This window comes from Bifidobacterium sp. LH_491 (assembly GCF_056356495.1).
In genome coordinates this window covers 947,838-962,513 of record NZ_JBKEUI010000001.1, presented here as the reverse complement: position 1 = coordinate 962,513, position 14,676 = coordinate 947,838, and the positions used below count along the sequence as shown (strand labels likewise).

General features: G+C 57.7%; 14 protein-coding genes. 12 read left to right on the top strand and 2 right to left on the bottom strand.

The annotated features are described in order from the left end of the window. Window positions 1–206: 206 nt before the first annotated feature. The 3 genes from AC1AWK_RS03575 (at window position 207) to AC1AWK_RS03565 (ending at window position 2,465) form a co-directional block, all read left to right on the top strand. Window positions 207–578, top strand: coding sequence for a M23 family metallopeptidase (locus tag AC1AWK_RS03575; protein WP_476568176.1), 372 nt, complete (start codon window positions 207–209; stop codon window positions 576–578). Window positions 579–652: 74 nt separating this feature from the next. Continuing rightward, window positions 653–1,990 carry an AMP-dependent synthetase/ligase gene (locus AC1AWK_RS03570; RefSeq protein ID WP_476568175.1) on the top strand — a complete coding sequence of 446 codons (1,338 nt, stop codon included), beginning with the start codon at window positions 653–655 and terminating at the stop codon, window positions 1,988–1,990. After that, window positions 1,965–2,465 (top strand): hypothetical protein, encoded by a 501-nt coding sequence (locus AC1AWK_RS03565; protein ID WP_476568173.1) that lies wholly within the window; start codon window positions 1,965–1,967, stop codon window positions 2,463–2,465. The genes AC1AWK_RS03570 and AC1AWK_RS03565 overlap by 26 nt, the downstream gene beginning before the upstream one ends. Before the next feature lie 53 nt (window positions 2,466–2,518). On the opposite strand, the gene AC1AWK_RS03560 is transcribed toward AC1AWK_RS03565, so the two are convergent. Both AC1AWK_RS03560 and AC1AWK_RS03555 read right to left on the bottom strand, forming a co-directional pair. Further along, the gene (locus tag AC1AWK_RS03560) at window positions 2,519–4,192 is read right to left on the bottom strand and encodes a substrate-binding domain-containing protein (RefSeq protein WP_476568171.1); all 1,674 of its coding nucleotides are present in this window, start codon (window positions 4,190–4,192) and stop codon (window positions 2,519–2,521) included. Between the two features lie 93 nt (window positions 4,193–4,285). Next, entirely contained in the window at window positions 4,286–5,515 is a 1,230-nt protein-coding gene (locus AC1AWK_RS03555) for an NADP-dependent isocitrate dehydrogenase (RefSeq protein WP_476568170.1), read from the bottom strand. 206 nt (window positions 5,516–5,721) lie between these two features. Between AC1AWK_RS03555 and AC1AWK_RS03550 the strand changes: the two genes are divergently transcribed. The 9 genes from AC1AWK_RS03550 (at window position 5,722) to AC1AWK_RS03510 (ending at window position 14,673) form a co-directional block, all read left to right on the top strand. After that, window positions 5,722–6,843, top strand: coding sequence for a GuaB3 family IMP dehydrogenase-related protein (locus AC1AWK_RS03550; protein ID WP_476568168.1), 1,122 nt, complete (start codon window positions 5,722–5,724; stop codon window positions 6,841–6,843). Window positions 6,844–6,993: 150 nt separating this feature from the next. Then, window positions 6,994–7,500 carry an Rv3235 family protein gene (locus tag AC1AWK_RS03545; protein ID WP_476568167.1) on the top strand — a complete coding sequence of 169 codons (507 nt, stop codon included), beginning with the start codon at window positions 6,994–6,996 and terminating at the stop codon, window positions 7,498–7,500. Between the two features lie 41 nt (window positions 7,501–7,541). Next, window positions 7,542–9,560 (top strand): AMP-dependent synthetase/ligase, encoded by a 2,019-nt coding sequence (locus AC1AWK_RS03540; RefSeq protein ID WP_476568165.1) that lies wholly within the window; start codon window positions 7,542–7,544, stop codon window positions 9,558–9,560. 6 nt (window positions 9,561–9,566) lie between these two features. After that, window positions 9,567–10,052: a peptide deformylase gene (locus tag AC1AWK_RS03535; RefSeq protein WP_476569581.1), complete on the top strand. Its 486-nt coding sequence runs from the start codon at window positions 9,567–9,569 to the stop codon at window positions 10,050–10,052. Window positions 10,053–10,321: 269 nt separating this feature from the next. Further along, the gene (gene rpsB / locus AC1AWK_RS03530) at window positions 10,322–11,143 is read left to right on the top strand and encodes a 30S ribosomal protein S2 (protein ID WP_476568163.1); all 822 of its coding nucleotides are present in this window, start codon (window positions 10,322–10,324) and stop codon (window positions 11,141–11,143) included. A gap of 72 nt (window positions 11,144–11,215) precedes the next feature. Further along, complete coding sequence (gene tsf / locus AC1AWK_RS03525) at window positions 11,216–12,070, top strand: translation elongation factor Ts (RefSeq protein WP_476568161.1); 855 nt, start codon at window positions 11,216–11,218, stop codon at window positions 12,068–12,070. 206 nt (window positions 12,071–12,276) lie between these two features. Continuing rightward, on the top strand, window positions 12,277–13,026 hold the full coding sequence (gene pyrH, locus AC1AWK_RS03520) for a UMP kinase (protein WP_476568159.1): 750 nt from the start codon (window positions 12,277–12,279) through the stop codon (window positions 13,024–13,026). A gap of 62 nt (window positions 13,027–13,088) precedes the next feature. Continuing rightward, the gene (frr, locus tag AC1AWK_RS03515) at window positions 13,089–13,643 is read left to right on the top strand and encodes a ribosome recycling factor (RefSeq protein ID WP_476568158.1); all 555 of its coding nucleotides are present in this window, start codon (window positions 13,089–13,091) and stop codon (window positions 13,641–13,643) included. Between the two features lie 46 nt (window positions 13,644–13,689). After that, window positions 13,690–14,673 (top strand): phosphatidate cytidylyltransferase, encoded by a 984-nt coding sequence (locus AC1AWK_RS03510; protein ID WP_476568156.1) that lies wholly within the window; start codon window positions 13,690–13,692, stop codon window positions 14,671–14,673. The last annotated feature ends 3 nt before the right edge of the window (window positions 14,674–14,676 follow it).

Below are 14,676 nucleotides of genomic sequence, written 5' to 3'. Positions count from 1 at the left end.
AGTGCCGGCGAATGTGGACACTGGCCTTGGCGGCCATGATAGTGACATCGACAATGTGGGTTCATCCCCGACAAGCCGGGGCGTCCGAACAGGGGGCGCCCGCGACGGCATGCGCGGCGCGGTATGTGACGACCATCCAGCGTTCGCGGAACGCGCACGATCTGGTTGGCTGCTATGGCGCATGGCAGTGGCCCGTCACAGGAGCCATGCTCCGTGAATTTTCGGGTCCGCCACAGCCATGGCTTGCGGGTCATCGCGGCGTTGACATAGCGGTTCGCCCTGGTGCCGCTTTGATTGCTCCGGCGTCAGGAATGTTGCGGTTTGCAGGTATGGTTGCCGGCAAAAACGTAGTCAGTCTTGATCATGACGGAGTGGTGTCCACCTTCGAACCGGCAGTAAGCACGTTGCCGGTTGGCGCACCAGTGCGGATGGGGCAGCAATTCGCCGTCGTGCAAGGCCAATCGGATCATTGTGCTGATAGCTGCGTGCACTGGGGCGTCATGCTCGGCAAAGGCGCCTATCTGGATCCAGTGTCTAGGATTCGCGGCGGCGCAATTCGTCTCAAACCCTTGCCGTAACCTACGATTTGCATGCAACAGCATGTACAATGGCCGAACATAAGGGAGCTTGATCGCGGACATCAGGAGCGCATATGCAACAGGAATTCACCCAACCGTTAGAAACCCCCATTAACGACGATGCCAATGTGTTTTCCATTGTGCGCGAGCGTGTCGAACGAGATCCCGACGGAGCGCTTATCGAATACAAGGACGCGACGGGAACATGGCGCACGATGAGCGCACGCGAGTTCGCGAAGCTGGTGTCATCGCTGGCCAAAGGTTTGATGGCACGAGGTGTCATGCCCACAGACAGCGTTGCCATTATCGCGCACACCTGCTGGCAGTGGACGGCGCTGGACTTGGCCATCATGTCCATTGGAGCGCGCACCGTGCCGGTATACGAAACCAGTTCTCCCGCACAGATTGCGATGATTTTCCAAGACGCGCAGGTAACCATGGCCTTTGCGGAAGACGACACACGCCGAGATCATATCGAATCAGTACGCCAACAATGCCCCGACCTGCGCGACGTCTACGTCATCGAAGTGGACGCCATCGAAGCGATGAAGGAATTCGGCCGCACGGTCAGTGACGCCGAACTCGAAGAACGCATACGCTCGGTACGCGGCAGCGATATCGCCACTATCGTCTACACCTCCGGCTCAACCGGCGCTCCCAAAGGCATCGCCCTGACCCATGCCAATTTCGTATTCATCACCTACTCCGGCGTGCGTTCCATGCCCGACATCGCCATGCGCGAACACGCCCGCCTGCTCTTGTTCCTCCCGTTGGCCCACGTATTCGCTCGATACATGCAATTCTTCTGCTTCGCCGGTACCGTCACGCTAGGCCTTTCCAGTAACCTGAAAACCATTTTGGCGGACTTCGCAGCATTCAAACCCACATTCATCCTGGCCGTTCCCCGTATTTTCGAAAAAATCTACAACGCCGCTTCGCAAAAAGCAGGATCCGGACTCAAAGGATATATCTTCGCCCAGGCCAGTGAAACAGCCCGGCGATGGTCATACGTCCAACAATCGGGCGCTCGCATGCCGTTGCGATTGCGCGTGGCGCATGCATGGTACGACCGATTGGTATATCGAGCCATCATGGATGTGTTTGGCGGCAGCGTGGAATACGCGGTGTCGGGCGGTGCCCCTCTTGATGCTTCCATCGCGCACTTCTTCAATGGCGTGGGCCTACCGCTGCTGGAAGGCTATGGTATGACAGGAAACCTGTGCTCCGGCATGTGTGAATCCCACCCGTGGATACCGCATCGGCACCATCGGCACCCCATTGCAGGGCGTCACATTCGGCGTGGCCGAAGACGACGAGCTGTGCATCCGCAGCCGTGCGGTATGCGCCGGATACCATCATCACGAAGAGCTTACGGAGCAACTGATTGTGGACGGTTGGCTGCATACCGGTGATTTAGGTTCGATCGACGAGAATGGTTTCATCCGCATCACGGGACGCAAGAAGGATCTCATCATTACCGCCGGCGGCAAGAACGTCGCTCCGGGGCAGTTGGAAGCCAAGGTCATGACATCGCCGGTAGTGAGCCAATGCGTGGTTATCGGCGATCGCAAACCGTTTGTGGCGGCCATTATCGCCCTTGATTTGTCGGAAACGAATATTTGGCTGCAATCCAAGGGTGCCAGACCCTGCGAGGATTTGTCGCAGGCGGCACGCAACCCTATTGTCAAGGCGGAAGTCGAGCGTGCGGTGAATGCGGCGAACGAGTTGGTTTCTCGCGCTGAATCGATTCGCAAATTTGAAATCGTCGAAGATGAGTTCACCGAAGCCAATGGCTTGGTGACTCCTAGCATGAAGGCCCGCCGGCAAAATGTTGTCGAACATTACCGCGAGCTGATTGACATGGTGATCTACGCGCCTCGCCGTTAAAGCCGATTGCGAAATCACCGGTTCGTCGGGGCTGCATTCGATCGCAACGGCTTTTACAATCCGGCTTGTGCCAACGTGATGTACCCGGGATCAATGAGCGTCTCCTTGAGGTTGCCTGCAGACACGGCGAGCAAGCCTTCCGCAATGGTGGGAACCTTGTTGCCGTTTACCGTGGTGCTGGCAACGTAGGACAACGTGTTGATGGGTTGCTGCATGCTAAGCTTCACCGCAACAATGGCGGTGTCGTGTGCCAGTTGATCGCGGTTTTCGCACGCAGTCATCCATTGAGCCCCGTTAACGATGGAGGGCATTTGCGAAGCGTAAGCGCCATATCCGGTCACGATAGGCCAACGACTGTTAATCTGTTCGATGGCCTTGCTGTCCTCGTCTGCCTCATCATGTGATTGCGGTTCTTTGATCGGGTCGGGCACGGGTTTGCGTGACAGGTCTTTGTTGCCGGCGATATTACTGACGATATCGGCGATGGAAATGGAAGGATTGACATCGGCGGCACTGCCGGTGTACCCCAAATCATGCAATTCGTCAATCACGTAGGCGGCGGTTTCGTCATTCATGGCTATGATGCCGTCGATGCGGGTGTGCGTATTGGCTTCGCTGAGAGGCAGGCGTTTGGACACTTCGTTGCGTACATCATCGCTACTGGTAGCGGCAAAGGCTACTGAACGCCAATCGTCCGTGGCGGTATCTGCATTGAGCAGACCAGAAGGTGACATTGCCTGTCCGGATTGGAAGTAGGGTTTGAGTATTTCCCAGGCTCCGGCAAATGCCTCTTGGGCGAATGCTGCGGATGCGTCGGAAGGTTCCTGGGCGTCGGCCTCGTCGTTGGACGTGTCGTCATGTGTCTGAGGGGAGCATGGCAGCAGTATTTCGATGCGTTTGGGGTTATCCGTGCTGGCGGTGTCCAGTTGCAGCTTGCCAACCAGCTGCTGGGCTTGGACGCGTCCGATTTCCCGTGCGGTCGACATGCTGACGAATGCATCCGGCGTAAATCCCGATATGGGGTTGGCCACCACGATGACGTGCATGCCGTGATCTTTGGCAAGTTGTAGGGCCGATACCAGGCGGGACTCGTCGCTGACATGCGTGTTTGTTTCTGTTGCGGCGGAGTTTGTATCGGTGCTAGTGGCGGCGTCGCCGCCGTTGCTGGAGGAATTCGCATTGGCGGCATCATCGTCGGTAACCGTCGCGACGTTCTCGGTAGTCGGCTGGGTCACGTAATCGCCATACTGTCGTGTGACATCGCGGGTATTGGTTACCGGCGCCACAATCAGCGTATCCGCGCCGGCAGTGGGGGCCACCGACGACTGGGCGTCCTTGGAGGAAGATCGGCGTTGTTCGTCGGCGCTTTGGTCATTGACATGGTCGACGACATAATCTTGTACATCCTGGCTTTGTTCGGCCATGGTCGATGACGTTACGCTTTCAATATCGTGCTTGTCTACGCCCTGCTTGACCAATACGCCATGCAATGATGCAGTGAACTTCGCCCACGTGTTCAGCGGGACCTTGGAGGAGATGCTCAAGGCGTTGTCAGGTGTGAAGATCGCCACCGTGCCGGGTGTTGTTTCGCTATTCGACGCACTGTCGTCGTTCGTCGCCGCATTGTCCGCGGTACCGCTGTCGCATCCCGTCAACGCGGCAACCAACACCCAAGGCAGGCATGCCGCCATTGCGACGGCGCGCCATGAACGACGACCCATAGCCATATTGCTTCCTTTACACCAGTACGCCACTATCCGTATCACTCGATTGTAGGCGCAGGCGACGATGGGACACGGCTAGGCGGCGTCATGCCGGTACTATGCGTGGTGTGCCGTATGCATGGCCTTGGCCAGCGCTTCGTCCAAAGCATCCATAAAGCCCTGCGTATCCATCCACGGCTGATCGGGGCCGATCAGCAGCGCCAAATCCTTGGTCATTGTGCCTGATTCGACAGTGACGCGTACCACGCGCTCCAGCGTGTCGGCGAACTCACGCAGCTGCGGAGTGCCGTCCAGCTTGGCGCGATGCTTCAGTCCGCCCGTCCAGGCATAAATCGAGGCAATGGGATTGGTGGAGGTAAGTTCTCCTTGCTGATAGCGTCGATAATGACGCGTGACCGTACCGTGCGCGGCCTCCGCTTCCACGGTTTGACCATCGGCGGTCATGAGAACGGACGTCATCAATCCTAGCGAGCCAAAGCCTTGAGCCACGGTATCCGACTGCACGTCGCCATCGTAGTTTTTGCAGGCCCATACATAGCCTCCGTGCCATTTGAGCGAACTGGCCACCATGTCGTCGATGAGCCGATGCTCGTAGGTCAGGCCTTCCTCTTCATAACGCGTGCGATACTCCTCGTCATACACTTGTGCAAACAGGTCTTTGAACCGGCCATCGTATGCCTTGAGAATGGTATTTTTGGTCGACAGATACACTGGGTAGCCGCGCATCAGCCCATAGTTGAAGCAGGCGCGGGCGAAGCCGCGAATGGAGGCATCCAGATTGTATTGCACTTGCGCGATACCACTGGAGGCGTAGTCATACACCACATGTTCGATGGGTTCGCCGCCGTCGGCGGGCGTAAACGTCACCGTGAGCCGACCTGGTCCGTGCACCAGAAAATCCGTCGCCTTGTATTGGTCGCCGAAGGCATGACGGGCCACCACGATGGGCTGGTCCCAGCCGGGCACCAGCCGTGGAATGTTATGCATGACAATGGGCTCGCGGAAGATGGTGCCTCCGAGAATATTGCGAATGGTGCCATTGGGTGACTTCCACATATGCGATAGGCCAAATTCGCGCACCCGCGCCTCGTCGGGGGTGATAGTAGCGCATTTGACTCCCACGTGTTCGCGTGCGATCGCATGCGCGGCATCGATGGTCACTTGGTCGCCGGTGGCGTCGCGGTTGGGCAGGCCCAGATCGTAATAGTCGAGGTTGATGTCCAGATAGGGCAGAATCAGGCGCTCGCGTATCGCTTTCCATATGATGCGGGTCATCTCATCGCCGTCGAGCTCGACGACAGTGCCGGTTACATGGATTTTCTTCATGGATCCTCCCATCTTGTGCAGTGGTGGCGTCATGTGGTGGAGTTGTCTACAGCGGTGCGGATTCGGCGGTTTGTGCTGACGTTGTACTGTTTTAGCGGACTTGTGTTTCCAATAGGCTTCGGCGTCCGTATGGAGAAACGCCTTCTATGATGTCGACGTGCAATGCCGCTGTAGTGGTGTCACCGGCGCGCACTAGCCTTGAAGACATGTCTCAGGAAATTGAAATCGGTTTGGGTAAAAAAGGTCGCATGGCGTATTCCTTGGACGATATTGCGATTGTCCCGTCGAGGCGTACGCGCGATCCCAAGGACGTATCCACCGCTTGGCAGGTGGATGCCTATGAGTTCGACGTGCCGGTGATTGGCGCACCGATGGATTCGGTGACCAGTCCGGCGACAGCGATTGCCATGGGCCGTATGGGCGCCTTGGGTGTGTTGGATTTGGAGGGCGTCTGGACTCGCTATGACGATCCGGAACCGCTATTGGAAGAGATTTCGCAGCTGGATGCCGAGCATGCCACGCGGCGCATTCAGGAGATTTATCGCGAGCCAATTCGTGCTGAGCTGATTACCCAGCGTCTGCATGAGATTCGCGACGCCGGTGTGACTGTGGCTGGTGCGTTATCTCCTCAGCTGACGCAGCAGTTCTATGGAACGGTGTTGGAGGCTGGTGTCGACTTATTCGTGATTCGTGGCACGGTGGTGTCCGCCGAGCATGTCTCCAGCGACCACGAGCCGTTGAATTTGAAGAAGTTCATTTATGACTTGGATGTGCCGGTGATTGTCGGCGGCGCAGCCAACTACACGGCGGCTTTGCATTTGATGCGCACGGGTGCCGCAGGTGTGCTGGTTGGCTTTGGCGGCGGCGCGGTGTCTGCGACGTGTTCGACGATCGGTGTACATGCACCGTTGGCCACGGCCATCGCCGATGTGGCTGAAGCTCGCAGGGATTATATGGATGAGTCCGGCGGCCGTTACGTGCAGGTGATCGCCGATGGCGGCATGGGTACCTCGGGCAGTTTCGTCAAAGCCCTGGCAATGGGAGCGGACGCGGTGATGCTAGGCGCCCCTTTGGCGCGTGCGATTGAGGCGCCTGGTCGTGGCACGCATTGGGGAGCCGAGGCACGTCATGCTGCGCTGCCGCGCGGATATCGTTCGCAGGTCGGTACGGTTGATTCATTGGAGCATATTCTGTTTGGGCCGAGTCACTCGGCGGATGGCACCACGAATTTCATTGGTGCGCTACGTCGTGCCATGGCTTCGACGGGGTATGTGGACGTCAAGAGCTTCCAACGCTGTGGAGTGGTTGTTGCTCCGCAACAGCGTTAACCACAGTTGTATAACTGTCAACATTAAGTTATACACATATCCACAAATATGCCCCGTTCTCTTGACGGGGCATATTGATATGTGGTCTGCTGGAATCATGCCAATCGATGAGGATCGGCATGAGATATCCGTCGATAGAAGGAGCAGACCATGGTGTTGCGTGCCCCATATGATCCAGATGCCCCCGACCATGTGCGAACCTGCACTTTGCCGCCACCTCAAGATGGCGTCATCGAAATGGAATTGGCGCCCAAGCCAGTGCCATATCATATTGCTTACTGTTTCGATTCGCCGTTCAACGATCGGCAAGGTCATGCGCTGGCGTTGTTGTCGTGCCGTATCGCCTGCATGTCCATCGATGCCGTGCATGGCCGCAGGCCGCTGGAATCATTGCGTTCGTTGCTTAGTGAACAGTGTCTTCGTCGGCTTTCATATATGGCCGCGTTGCTGAAGGATCCGCTTCCGGCTTCGGAGGAATACCGCCGTGCGGTACATTTACTGCCTTCGGTACCGCGCACGGTGAACGGGGTATTGGTCAGTCCGTCCCGCTTTGAATCAGCCATTGGGCTGTCAGTAGGCACAATGCATTACTGGGCGTGCGTGGTGTTGTTACGCCATGGCTGCCGGTGGCTGTGCACTTTAGCTGATATTGGCTAGTATGTTGCTCGCACGGCGAACTGGTGTGTCGCGCTATAGTGATGACTATGCGTGAATTTTCGGTAGACGTCATCCATCCGACCTCTCAAGATGACACGATATTTTCGTTGCTGGCCAACCGGACGGCCCGCGAGCCTCAGTCCGTGGTAGCGCAATGGCAGGATGCCTCGCGCCAATGGCACAGCGTGCGCGCCTCCGATATGTTGGACCGTGTACGTGCTGTGGCTAAGGGACTGATGGCACTTGGCGTTCAGCCGGGCAGCATGGTGGTGCTGTATTCGGCCACCTGTTACGACTGGGGAGTCGTGGATTTTGCATGTGCGGCCATTGGTGCAGTGAGCGTGCCCATTTACGAGACGGACTCGCTCAAGCAGGCGCAGTCCATTGTTGACGAGGTCGAGCCGGTGATTGCTTTCGCGGGCGATGAAGCGCACGCGCAGACGTTGGAACAGATTCGTGAGCAGCATCATGGCTTGCGGTATGTGTTCAATTTCCAAGCGGAAGGCCTTGACGCGGTTGCGGATTTTGGCGCAACGGTCAGCGACGACACCTTGGACCGTGCCATCGCGCGGGTGCGTGCCGACGATATGGCTACCATCGTGTATACGTCCGGGTCCACGGGCAAGCCAAAGGGAGCGATGCTGTCGCATCGTAATTTCACCCATATCGTGTTCGCGGGATATGACGTGCTTGACGGCATGCTGTATCAGCCCAGCAGACTGTTGCTGTTCCTTCCATTGGCGCATTGCTTCGCGCGGTATATTCAATACGTGGCCATCGGTTCGCATGGCGTGGTGGGGTATATCGGTAGTGCCAAGCATTTATTGTCAGATTTGCGCAGTTTCAAGCCTACGTATCTCTTGGGCGTACCCCGCGTGTTTGAAAAGGTGCACAATGCGGCGTCGCAAAAAGCTGGGGCCGGGTTGCGTGGCCGTGTATTCGCCGCGGCATTCGCGCATTTCGTGCAGTGGTCGAAGGACGAGCAGGAGGGCCGCGGGCATTCATGGAGCGCGCGCGTGCGCCACAGCTTCTATATGAAGACTGTGGGCAGTTCCATTCGGTCCGCCTTGGGCCCCAATCTGCGGTATCTGGCTTGCGGCGGTGCGCCGATGAACGCCGATTTGGCGCATTTCTTCAACGGATTCGACGGCATCACGTTTATCCAGGGCTATGGCATGACCGAAACTGCGGCACCGTGCGTAGTGAATTTCGAGGATGCCAACGAGGTTGGCTCAGTGGGTCGGCCCGGCCCGGGCATCTCGGTGCGTGTGGCCGATGATGACGAGCTGATGATCAAGGGTCCCAACGTGTTCCTGGGCTATTACAAGCAGCCGGCCATGACCGCTGATGTGTTGGGTGAGGATGGCTGGTTGCGCAGCGGAGACTTGGCCACCATCAACGATCGTGGTTTTGTGTTCATCACCGGGCGCAAGAAAGACATCATCATTACCGCTGGCGGTAAGAATATCAGTCCTGCGCCGCTTGAGGACATCATCGCCACGTGTCCGATTGTCTCGCACGCAGTGGTAGTCGGCGACGGCAAACCGTTTGTCGCGGCGTTGATTGAGCTGGAACCGGAGATGGTGCGTTCCTGGCTAGCCTCGCAAGGCTTGGACGATTCCATGAGCATGACGCAAATCGCCCATAGCGACATCGTGCGTGCGTTGATTCAGCAGTATGTGGATTTGGCGAACAGCGGGGTTTCCCGTGCCGAATCGGTGCGTAAGTTCGTGGTGCTCGACGAGGAATTCAACCAGGCCGACGGCACGTTAACCGCCAGTATGAAGGTTGTGCGCCCCAAGGTGTTGCAGCGTTACGCTGATCTTATCGAGGATGTGCTCTATGCTCCCAAGACGTCGAGCCGTCCGGTGCCGACGACGGTGAAGATACTCGACCGCACTACCGAAACCGTCAAGCAGGCGCAGGAAAGCATGACCCCTAAGGTCAAGCAAGCGTTGGATCAGGCGAAAACCGTCTCCGAACGCATTCGCCGCCAGTCGAGCGAACATGAGACATCCATGGATGGCGCCGAGGGCGTCGCCCCGAACAATGAGGAGTAATTGACTGTGACCGTACGTGAGATTCGTGTCGTTCCCGACCCCGTGTTGCGCACGCCGTGCGATTCCATCACCGAGATTACCCCGGCGGTGCGCCGTCTGGTGCAGGATTTGTTGGATACGGTCAATGATCCGGGGCGCGCCGGCCTGTCCGCCAACCAGATTGGCGTTAGTCTTCGAGCGTTTTCGTATAATATCGACGGCACCATTGGCTATGTGCTCAATCCGGTGATGGAGGAGCGTAGCGGCGAGCAGTATGGCGATGAGGGATGCCTCTCGGTGCCCGGGCTATGGTACAAGACTCGGCGTTCGGATTATGCCCGCGTGCGCGGCGTCGATTTGGACGGCAAGCCGGTGGTGCTTGAGGGTCGTGGCATCATGGGGCGTATGTTGCAACATGAATGCGATCATCTGGACGGCCATGTCTACCTCGACCGGCTTGAGCGAGACGAGCGACGCGAGGCGTTGCGCCACATGCGGCAACGCCAATCATAGGGGGAGTGCCGCTTCGTGCGGGTATGCTCACGAGCGCAGCAGGGCGGGCCGATATGGTCCGCCCTGCTGCTATGATGGGGATTTGTGCGTCATTGAGCGTTATGGCAGTCGCTGGCTGTAAGGCTCGCTGTATTGTGTAGTCAACCCGACGCACGATTTCGCGCCATGTCCGCGACGGCCTGTGTCGGTCGGCTTTTGCCGTTTTCGGTAAAAAGCTGCACGCAGGTTCGCATGGCCAGGCAAGAACCGACAAGAAAGGTAGTAGTACCATGGCTCAGATTACGATGAGCGACATGCTGAAGGCCGGCCTGCATTTCGGCCACCAGACCCGCCGCTGGAACCCGAAGATGAAGCAGTTCATCCTGACCCAGCGCAATGGCATTCACATCATCAACCTCTTCAAGTCGCTCGACATGATCGACGCCGCCTATGACTTCATCAAGGCCACCGTCGCTCACAACGGCACCGTGCTGTTCGTCGGCACCAAGAAGCAGGCTCAGGAAGCGGTTGCCGCCCAGGCCACCCGCGTGAACATGCCGTATGTCTCCGAGCGTTGGCTCGGTGGTATGCTGACCAACTTCCAGACCGTGTCCAAGCGCGTGTCCCGCTTGAAGGAACTCGAGGAGATGGACTTCTCCGACGTGCGTGGCTCCGGTCTGACCAAGAAGGAGCTGCTGCTCCTGGAGCGCGAGAAGGACAAGCTGAGCAAGCAGCTCGGCGGTATCCGCAACATGACCCGCACGCCTTCGGCGATGTTTGTGGTCGACATTAACAAGGAATCGCTGGCTGTTGAGGAAGCTCACAAGCTGGGGATCCCGGTGGTGGCGATCGTCGACACCAACACCGACCCGGAGACCGTGGAGTATCCGATTCCGGCGAACGATGACGCCATCCGCGGCATCGAATTGCTGACCAGCCTCATGGCTGACGCCGTGGCCGAAGGTCTGTTGGAGCGTTCCGGTAAGGCCGCCAAGACCGAAGGCGATTCCGAGCAGCCGATGGCCGCTTGGGAGAAGGAATTGCTTGCTGAGGGTTCCGCATCCAGCGAGAACGCCGAGCAGGCTCCCGCCGCTGAGGGCGAGCAGGCCTGATTCCCCGATGGATCTCGTGGTGACGGTATCGCTTAGACGTGCCGTCACCGCACAATATTGAAGGAGCAACCAATGGCAGCAGTTAGTGCAGCTTTGATTAAGCAGGTCCGCGAAGAGACCGGCGCCGGCTTGATGGATGTCAAGAATGCGCTCGTCGAAGCCGAAGGCGACGTGGCCCGCGCCAAGGAAATCATCCGCGCCAAGGGCATTCAGGCCGCTGGCAAGCGTGAAGGCCGTAAGGCTCAGGAAGGTACCATCGCCTCCAGCGTTGTCGCTACCGACAACGGACAAGCTGGCTTCGCGGTGGAACTGAACTCGGAAACCGACTTCGTGGCGAAGACCCCGAAGTTCGTCGAGTTTGCCGATAGCGTCCTGGCCGATGCGGTCAAGGCTGGTGCGTCCAGCGTTGACGAGGTGTTGGCCGCGGCTTCCTCCGCGCAGGGCACCGTTAAGGAAGCCGTCGAAGAGGCCGCCGCTTTGTTTGGCGAGCATGTCAAGGTCGGCCAGTTCGCCAAGATCGAAGGCCCTCACGTCGAGATCTATGCGCACAAGAAGTCCGTGGAAATGCCGCCGAGCATTGTGGCTATGGTCGCCACCGACGAGGCCGGCGCTTCGGTGGCTCACGAAGCCGCCCTGCAGATTTCCGCTATGGGCGCTCAGTGGCTGACCCGTGAGGATGTCCCGGCTGAAGTGCTGGAATCCGAGCGTCGCGTCGCCACCGAGAAGTCACTTGCCGAGGGCAAGCCGGAACAGATTGTGCCGAAGATTGTCGAAGGCCGTCTCAACGCGTTCTTCAAGGAGAACGTGCTACTCGAGCAGGCCTACGTCAAGGATCCGTCCAAGACCATCGGCGACCTGTTCAAGGAGGTCGGCGGCAACGCCGTTGCCTTTGTGCGTCTTGAGGTGGGCAAGGGCGAAGAGGAGTAATTCTACGTTCCATCGTGTCGTCGACCTATGACGAAACGGCCCAAGCGGGGTGTATGCCATACTGGTATGCACCCCGCTGTCGTATGTGGGTGTACCCATATGTCAATCCACCACGCGTAGCCACGTTCATCCTGCGGTCTGTCGGTATTTACCGATATTCTGAAGGGCAGTACCGACACACACATATGTGCAGAAAGGCCGTGAAGATGGCTGTTGAACATCCGTTGAACCAATCACGTAGGGTATTGCTCAAACTCTCGGGAGAAGCCTTTGGCGGCGGGGCCGTCGGCATTGACACCACGGTGATTCGTCGTATTGCCCAAGAGATTGTCTCCGCTGTATCGCAGGGCGTGCAGGTGGCGATTGTCGTCGGCGGCGGCAATTTCTTCCGTGGTGCCGAGCTGCAGCAGGCTGGCATCGATCGCTCTCGTGGCGATTACATGGGCATGCTCGGAACGGTGATGAACTGCCTGGCGCTGCAGGATTTCCTGGAGCAGGAGGGTCAAGCCACACGCGTGCAGACTGCCATCACCATGGGTCAGGTTGCGGAACCCTATATCCCGCTTAAAGCCATTCGCCATTTGGAAAAGGGGCGTGTGGTGATTTTCGGCGCTGGCGCCGGCATGCCGTACTTCTCCACTGACACGGTTTCCATTCAGCGTTCGCTGGAGATTCATTGCGACGAAGTGCTGATGGGCAAGAACGGCGTGGACGGCGTGTATACTTCCGATCCGCGCAAGGACGCCCAGGCCCGCCGATTCTCGACGTTGAGCTACAACCGTGCGCTGGTGGACAACCTAGCGGTGATGGACGCTTCGGCACTGTCGATGGCGCGTGACAATCACCAGATCATCCGCGTATTCGGTTTGGAGGATGCTGGCAATGTCACCAGCGCTCTGCTGGGCGAGCAAATCGGCACTATCGTGTCCGACGCGCAATCGGCGTTGGCCGAATAGTGTTTCGGCATCATGCCAATCTGTATAAGCAACGACAGCACGCACACATAAAGGAGTGAACCATGGCAAATCTTGTTGCTCAGGCCAAGGAACAGATGGACAAGTCTGTCGAGGCCACCAAGGAAAACTTCGCCGGCATTCGCACTGGCCGCGCGAATCCCGCGCTGCTTAATGGGGTCACCGTGGATTATTACGGTGCACCCACACCGATCAAGGCCGTAGCCTCCATCGGTGTCCCTGAGCCGCGTACGTTGGCCATCACGCCGTTCGATGCCTCACAGGCCGCTGCGGTGGAAAAGGCGATTCGTGATTCGGATTTGGGCGTCAGTCCCAACCGTGACGGTAACGTGATCCGCGTTACCATGCCCGAACTTACTGAGGAACGCCGCAAGGAATATGTCAAGCTTGCCAAGACCAAGGCCGAGGACGGTAAGGTGGCGGTGCGCAATATTCGCCGCAAGACCAAGGAAAGCATCGACAAATCCGTCAAGGATGGCGAGATGGGTGAGGACGAAGGCGATCGTCTGCTCAAGGAACTCGATAAGGTAACCAAGCAGGTTACCGATGAGTTGGATGCTCTGCTGGAAAGTAAGCAGAAGGAAATTATGGAGGTTTGATTCTTCACCAGCAGCTCGTTACCCGATCCGAGGCAGAAGGATATTTATGCACCCTCAGGACCAGCGTTCTCAAGAAGCCGAGGAAGCCATTGCTTCGCTGAATGCTAAAACAGGTCGCAATATGCCGCAGGCTATTGCTACGGCGGTGGTACTTATCGCTGTTATCGTGGCATGTTTGCTGATTAGCGTTGACGTGTTTGTCGCGCTGATTATTGTGTTCATGATGTTGGCTCTGTGGGAGCTACGGGTGGATTTCGCCACCGTCGGATTGCATATACCCGTAATGGTGCTTTGGATTGGTTCCGTCGCCACGATAGGCGCAACGTATCTGTTGCCGCATCATATCGTGGCTATGGCGTGTGGCGCGATGGCCACGATGATTGCCGTGTCCATCGCCGCCAGTTTACATGTCCGTTTTGGAAACCGGTTGTCTATGGCGGTTGCCACCAAGCTTTCGACCACCGATGTGCAGACGCGCAACTGCTCATCGTTCGGCTACGATGCCGAAGCGCCGCATCACAGCAGATTGAGTCATGTGGCGGTATCACTATTCACGGTGCTGTACATTACGGTGCTCGGCAGTTGTTTAGTCATTCCGCTGACCGCGGCGCATCCGGTGTCCCATGCGCTTACGCTGGTGTTTCTTCCGGCGCTAAGCGATACCGGCGGATTGTTTGCCGGTGCATGGTTCGGCAAACATAAATTGTCGCCGCGTATTTCGCCGAAAAAATCCGTCGAAGGATTGCTCGGTTCGATGTTGTTCGCCATGATTGGAGCCTATGTCATTTTTGCCTGCACGTATGATACTTCGCTGTGGGTGACGCGCTGGTGGACACCGGCGGTGATGGGCGTCATGATTGGCGTGGTGGGCACGTTTGGTGATTTGTGCGCTTCCATGCTCAAACGTGATATTGGCTTGAAAGACATGGGGCATTTGCTCAAAGGCCACGGTGGCGTGTTGGATCGTGTGGACTCCATTGTGTTGTGTGCTCCGTTTGTCACCGTATTGTTGTGGGCCACAGGATTGTAGGAT

Excerpts from the sequence above, each read along its gene's own strand:
- AC1AWK_RS03510 (WP_476568156.1), top strand. The coding sequence starts at position 13,690 with ATGCACCCTCAGGACCAGCGTTCTCAAGAAGCCGAGGAAGCCATTGCT.
- AC1AWK_RS03560 (WP_476568171.1), bottom strand. The coding sequence starts at position 4,192 with ATGGCTATGGGTCGTCGTTCATGGCGCGCCGTCGCAATGGCGGCATGC.
- rpsB (WP_476568163.1), top strand. The coding sequence starts at position 10,322 with ATGGCTCAGATTACGATGAGCGACATGCTGAAGGCCGGCCTGCATTTC.
- frr (WP_476568158.1), top strand. The coding sequence starts at position 13,089 with ATGGCAAATCTTGTTGCTCAGGCCAAGGAACAGATGGACAAGTCTGTC.
- AC1AWK_RS03550 (WP_476568168.1), top strand. The coding sequence starts at position 5,722 with ATGTCTCAGGAAATTGAAATCGGTTTGGGTAAAAAAGGTCGCATGGCG.
- AC1AWK_RS03570 (WP_476568175.1), top strand. The coding sequence starts at position 653 with ATGCAACAGGAATTCACCCAACCGTTAGAAACCCCCATTAACGACGAT.
- tsf (WP_476568161.1), top strand. The coding sequence starts at position 11,216 with ATGGCAGCAGTTAGTGCAGCTTTGATTAAGCAGGTCCGCGAAGAGACC.
- AC1AWK_RS03545 (WP_476568167.1), top strand. The coding sequence starts at position 6,994 with ATGGTGTTGCGTGCCCCATATGATCCAGATGCCCCCGACCATGTGCGA.
- AC1AWK_RS03540 (WP_476568165.1), top strand. The coding sequence starts at position 7,542 with ATGACTATGCGTGAATTTTCGGTAGACGTCATCCATCCGACCTCTCAA.
- AC1AWK_RS03575 (WP_476568176.1), top strand. The coding sequence starts at position 207 with ATGCTCCGTGAATTTTCGGGTCCGCCACAGCCATGGCTTGCGGGTCAT.
- pyrH (WP_476568159.1), top strand. The coding sequence starts at position 12,277 with ATGGCTGTTGAACATCCGTTGAACCAATCACGTAGGGTATTGCTCAAA.
- AC1AWK_RS03555 (WP_476568170.1), bottom strand. The coding sequence starts at position 5,515 with ATGAAGAAAATCCATGTAACCGGCACTGTCGTCGAGCTCGACGGCGAT.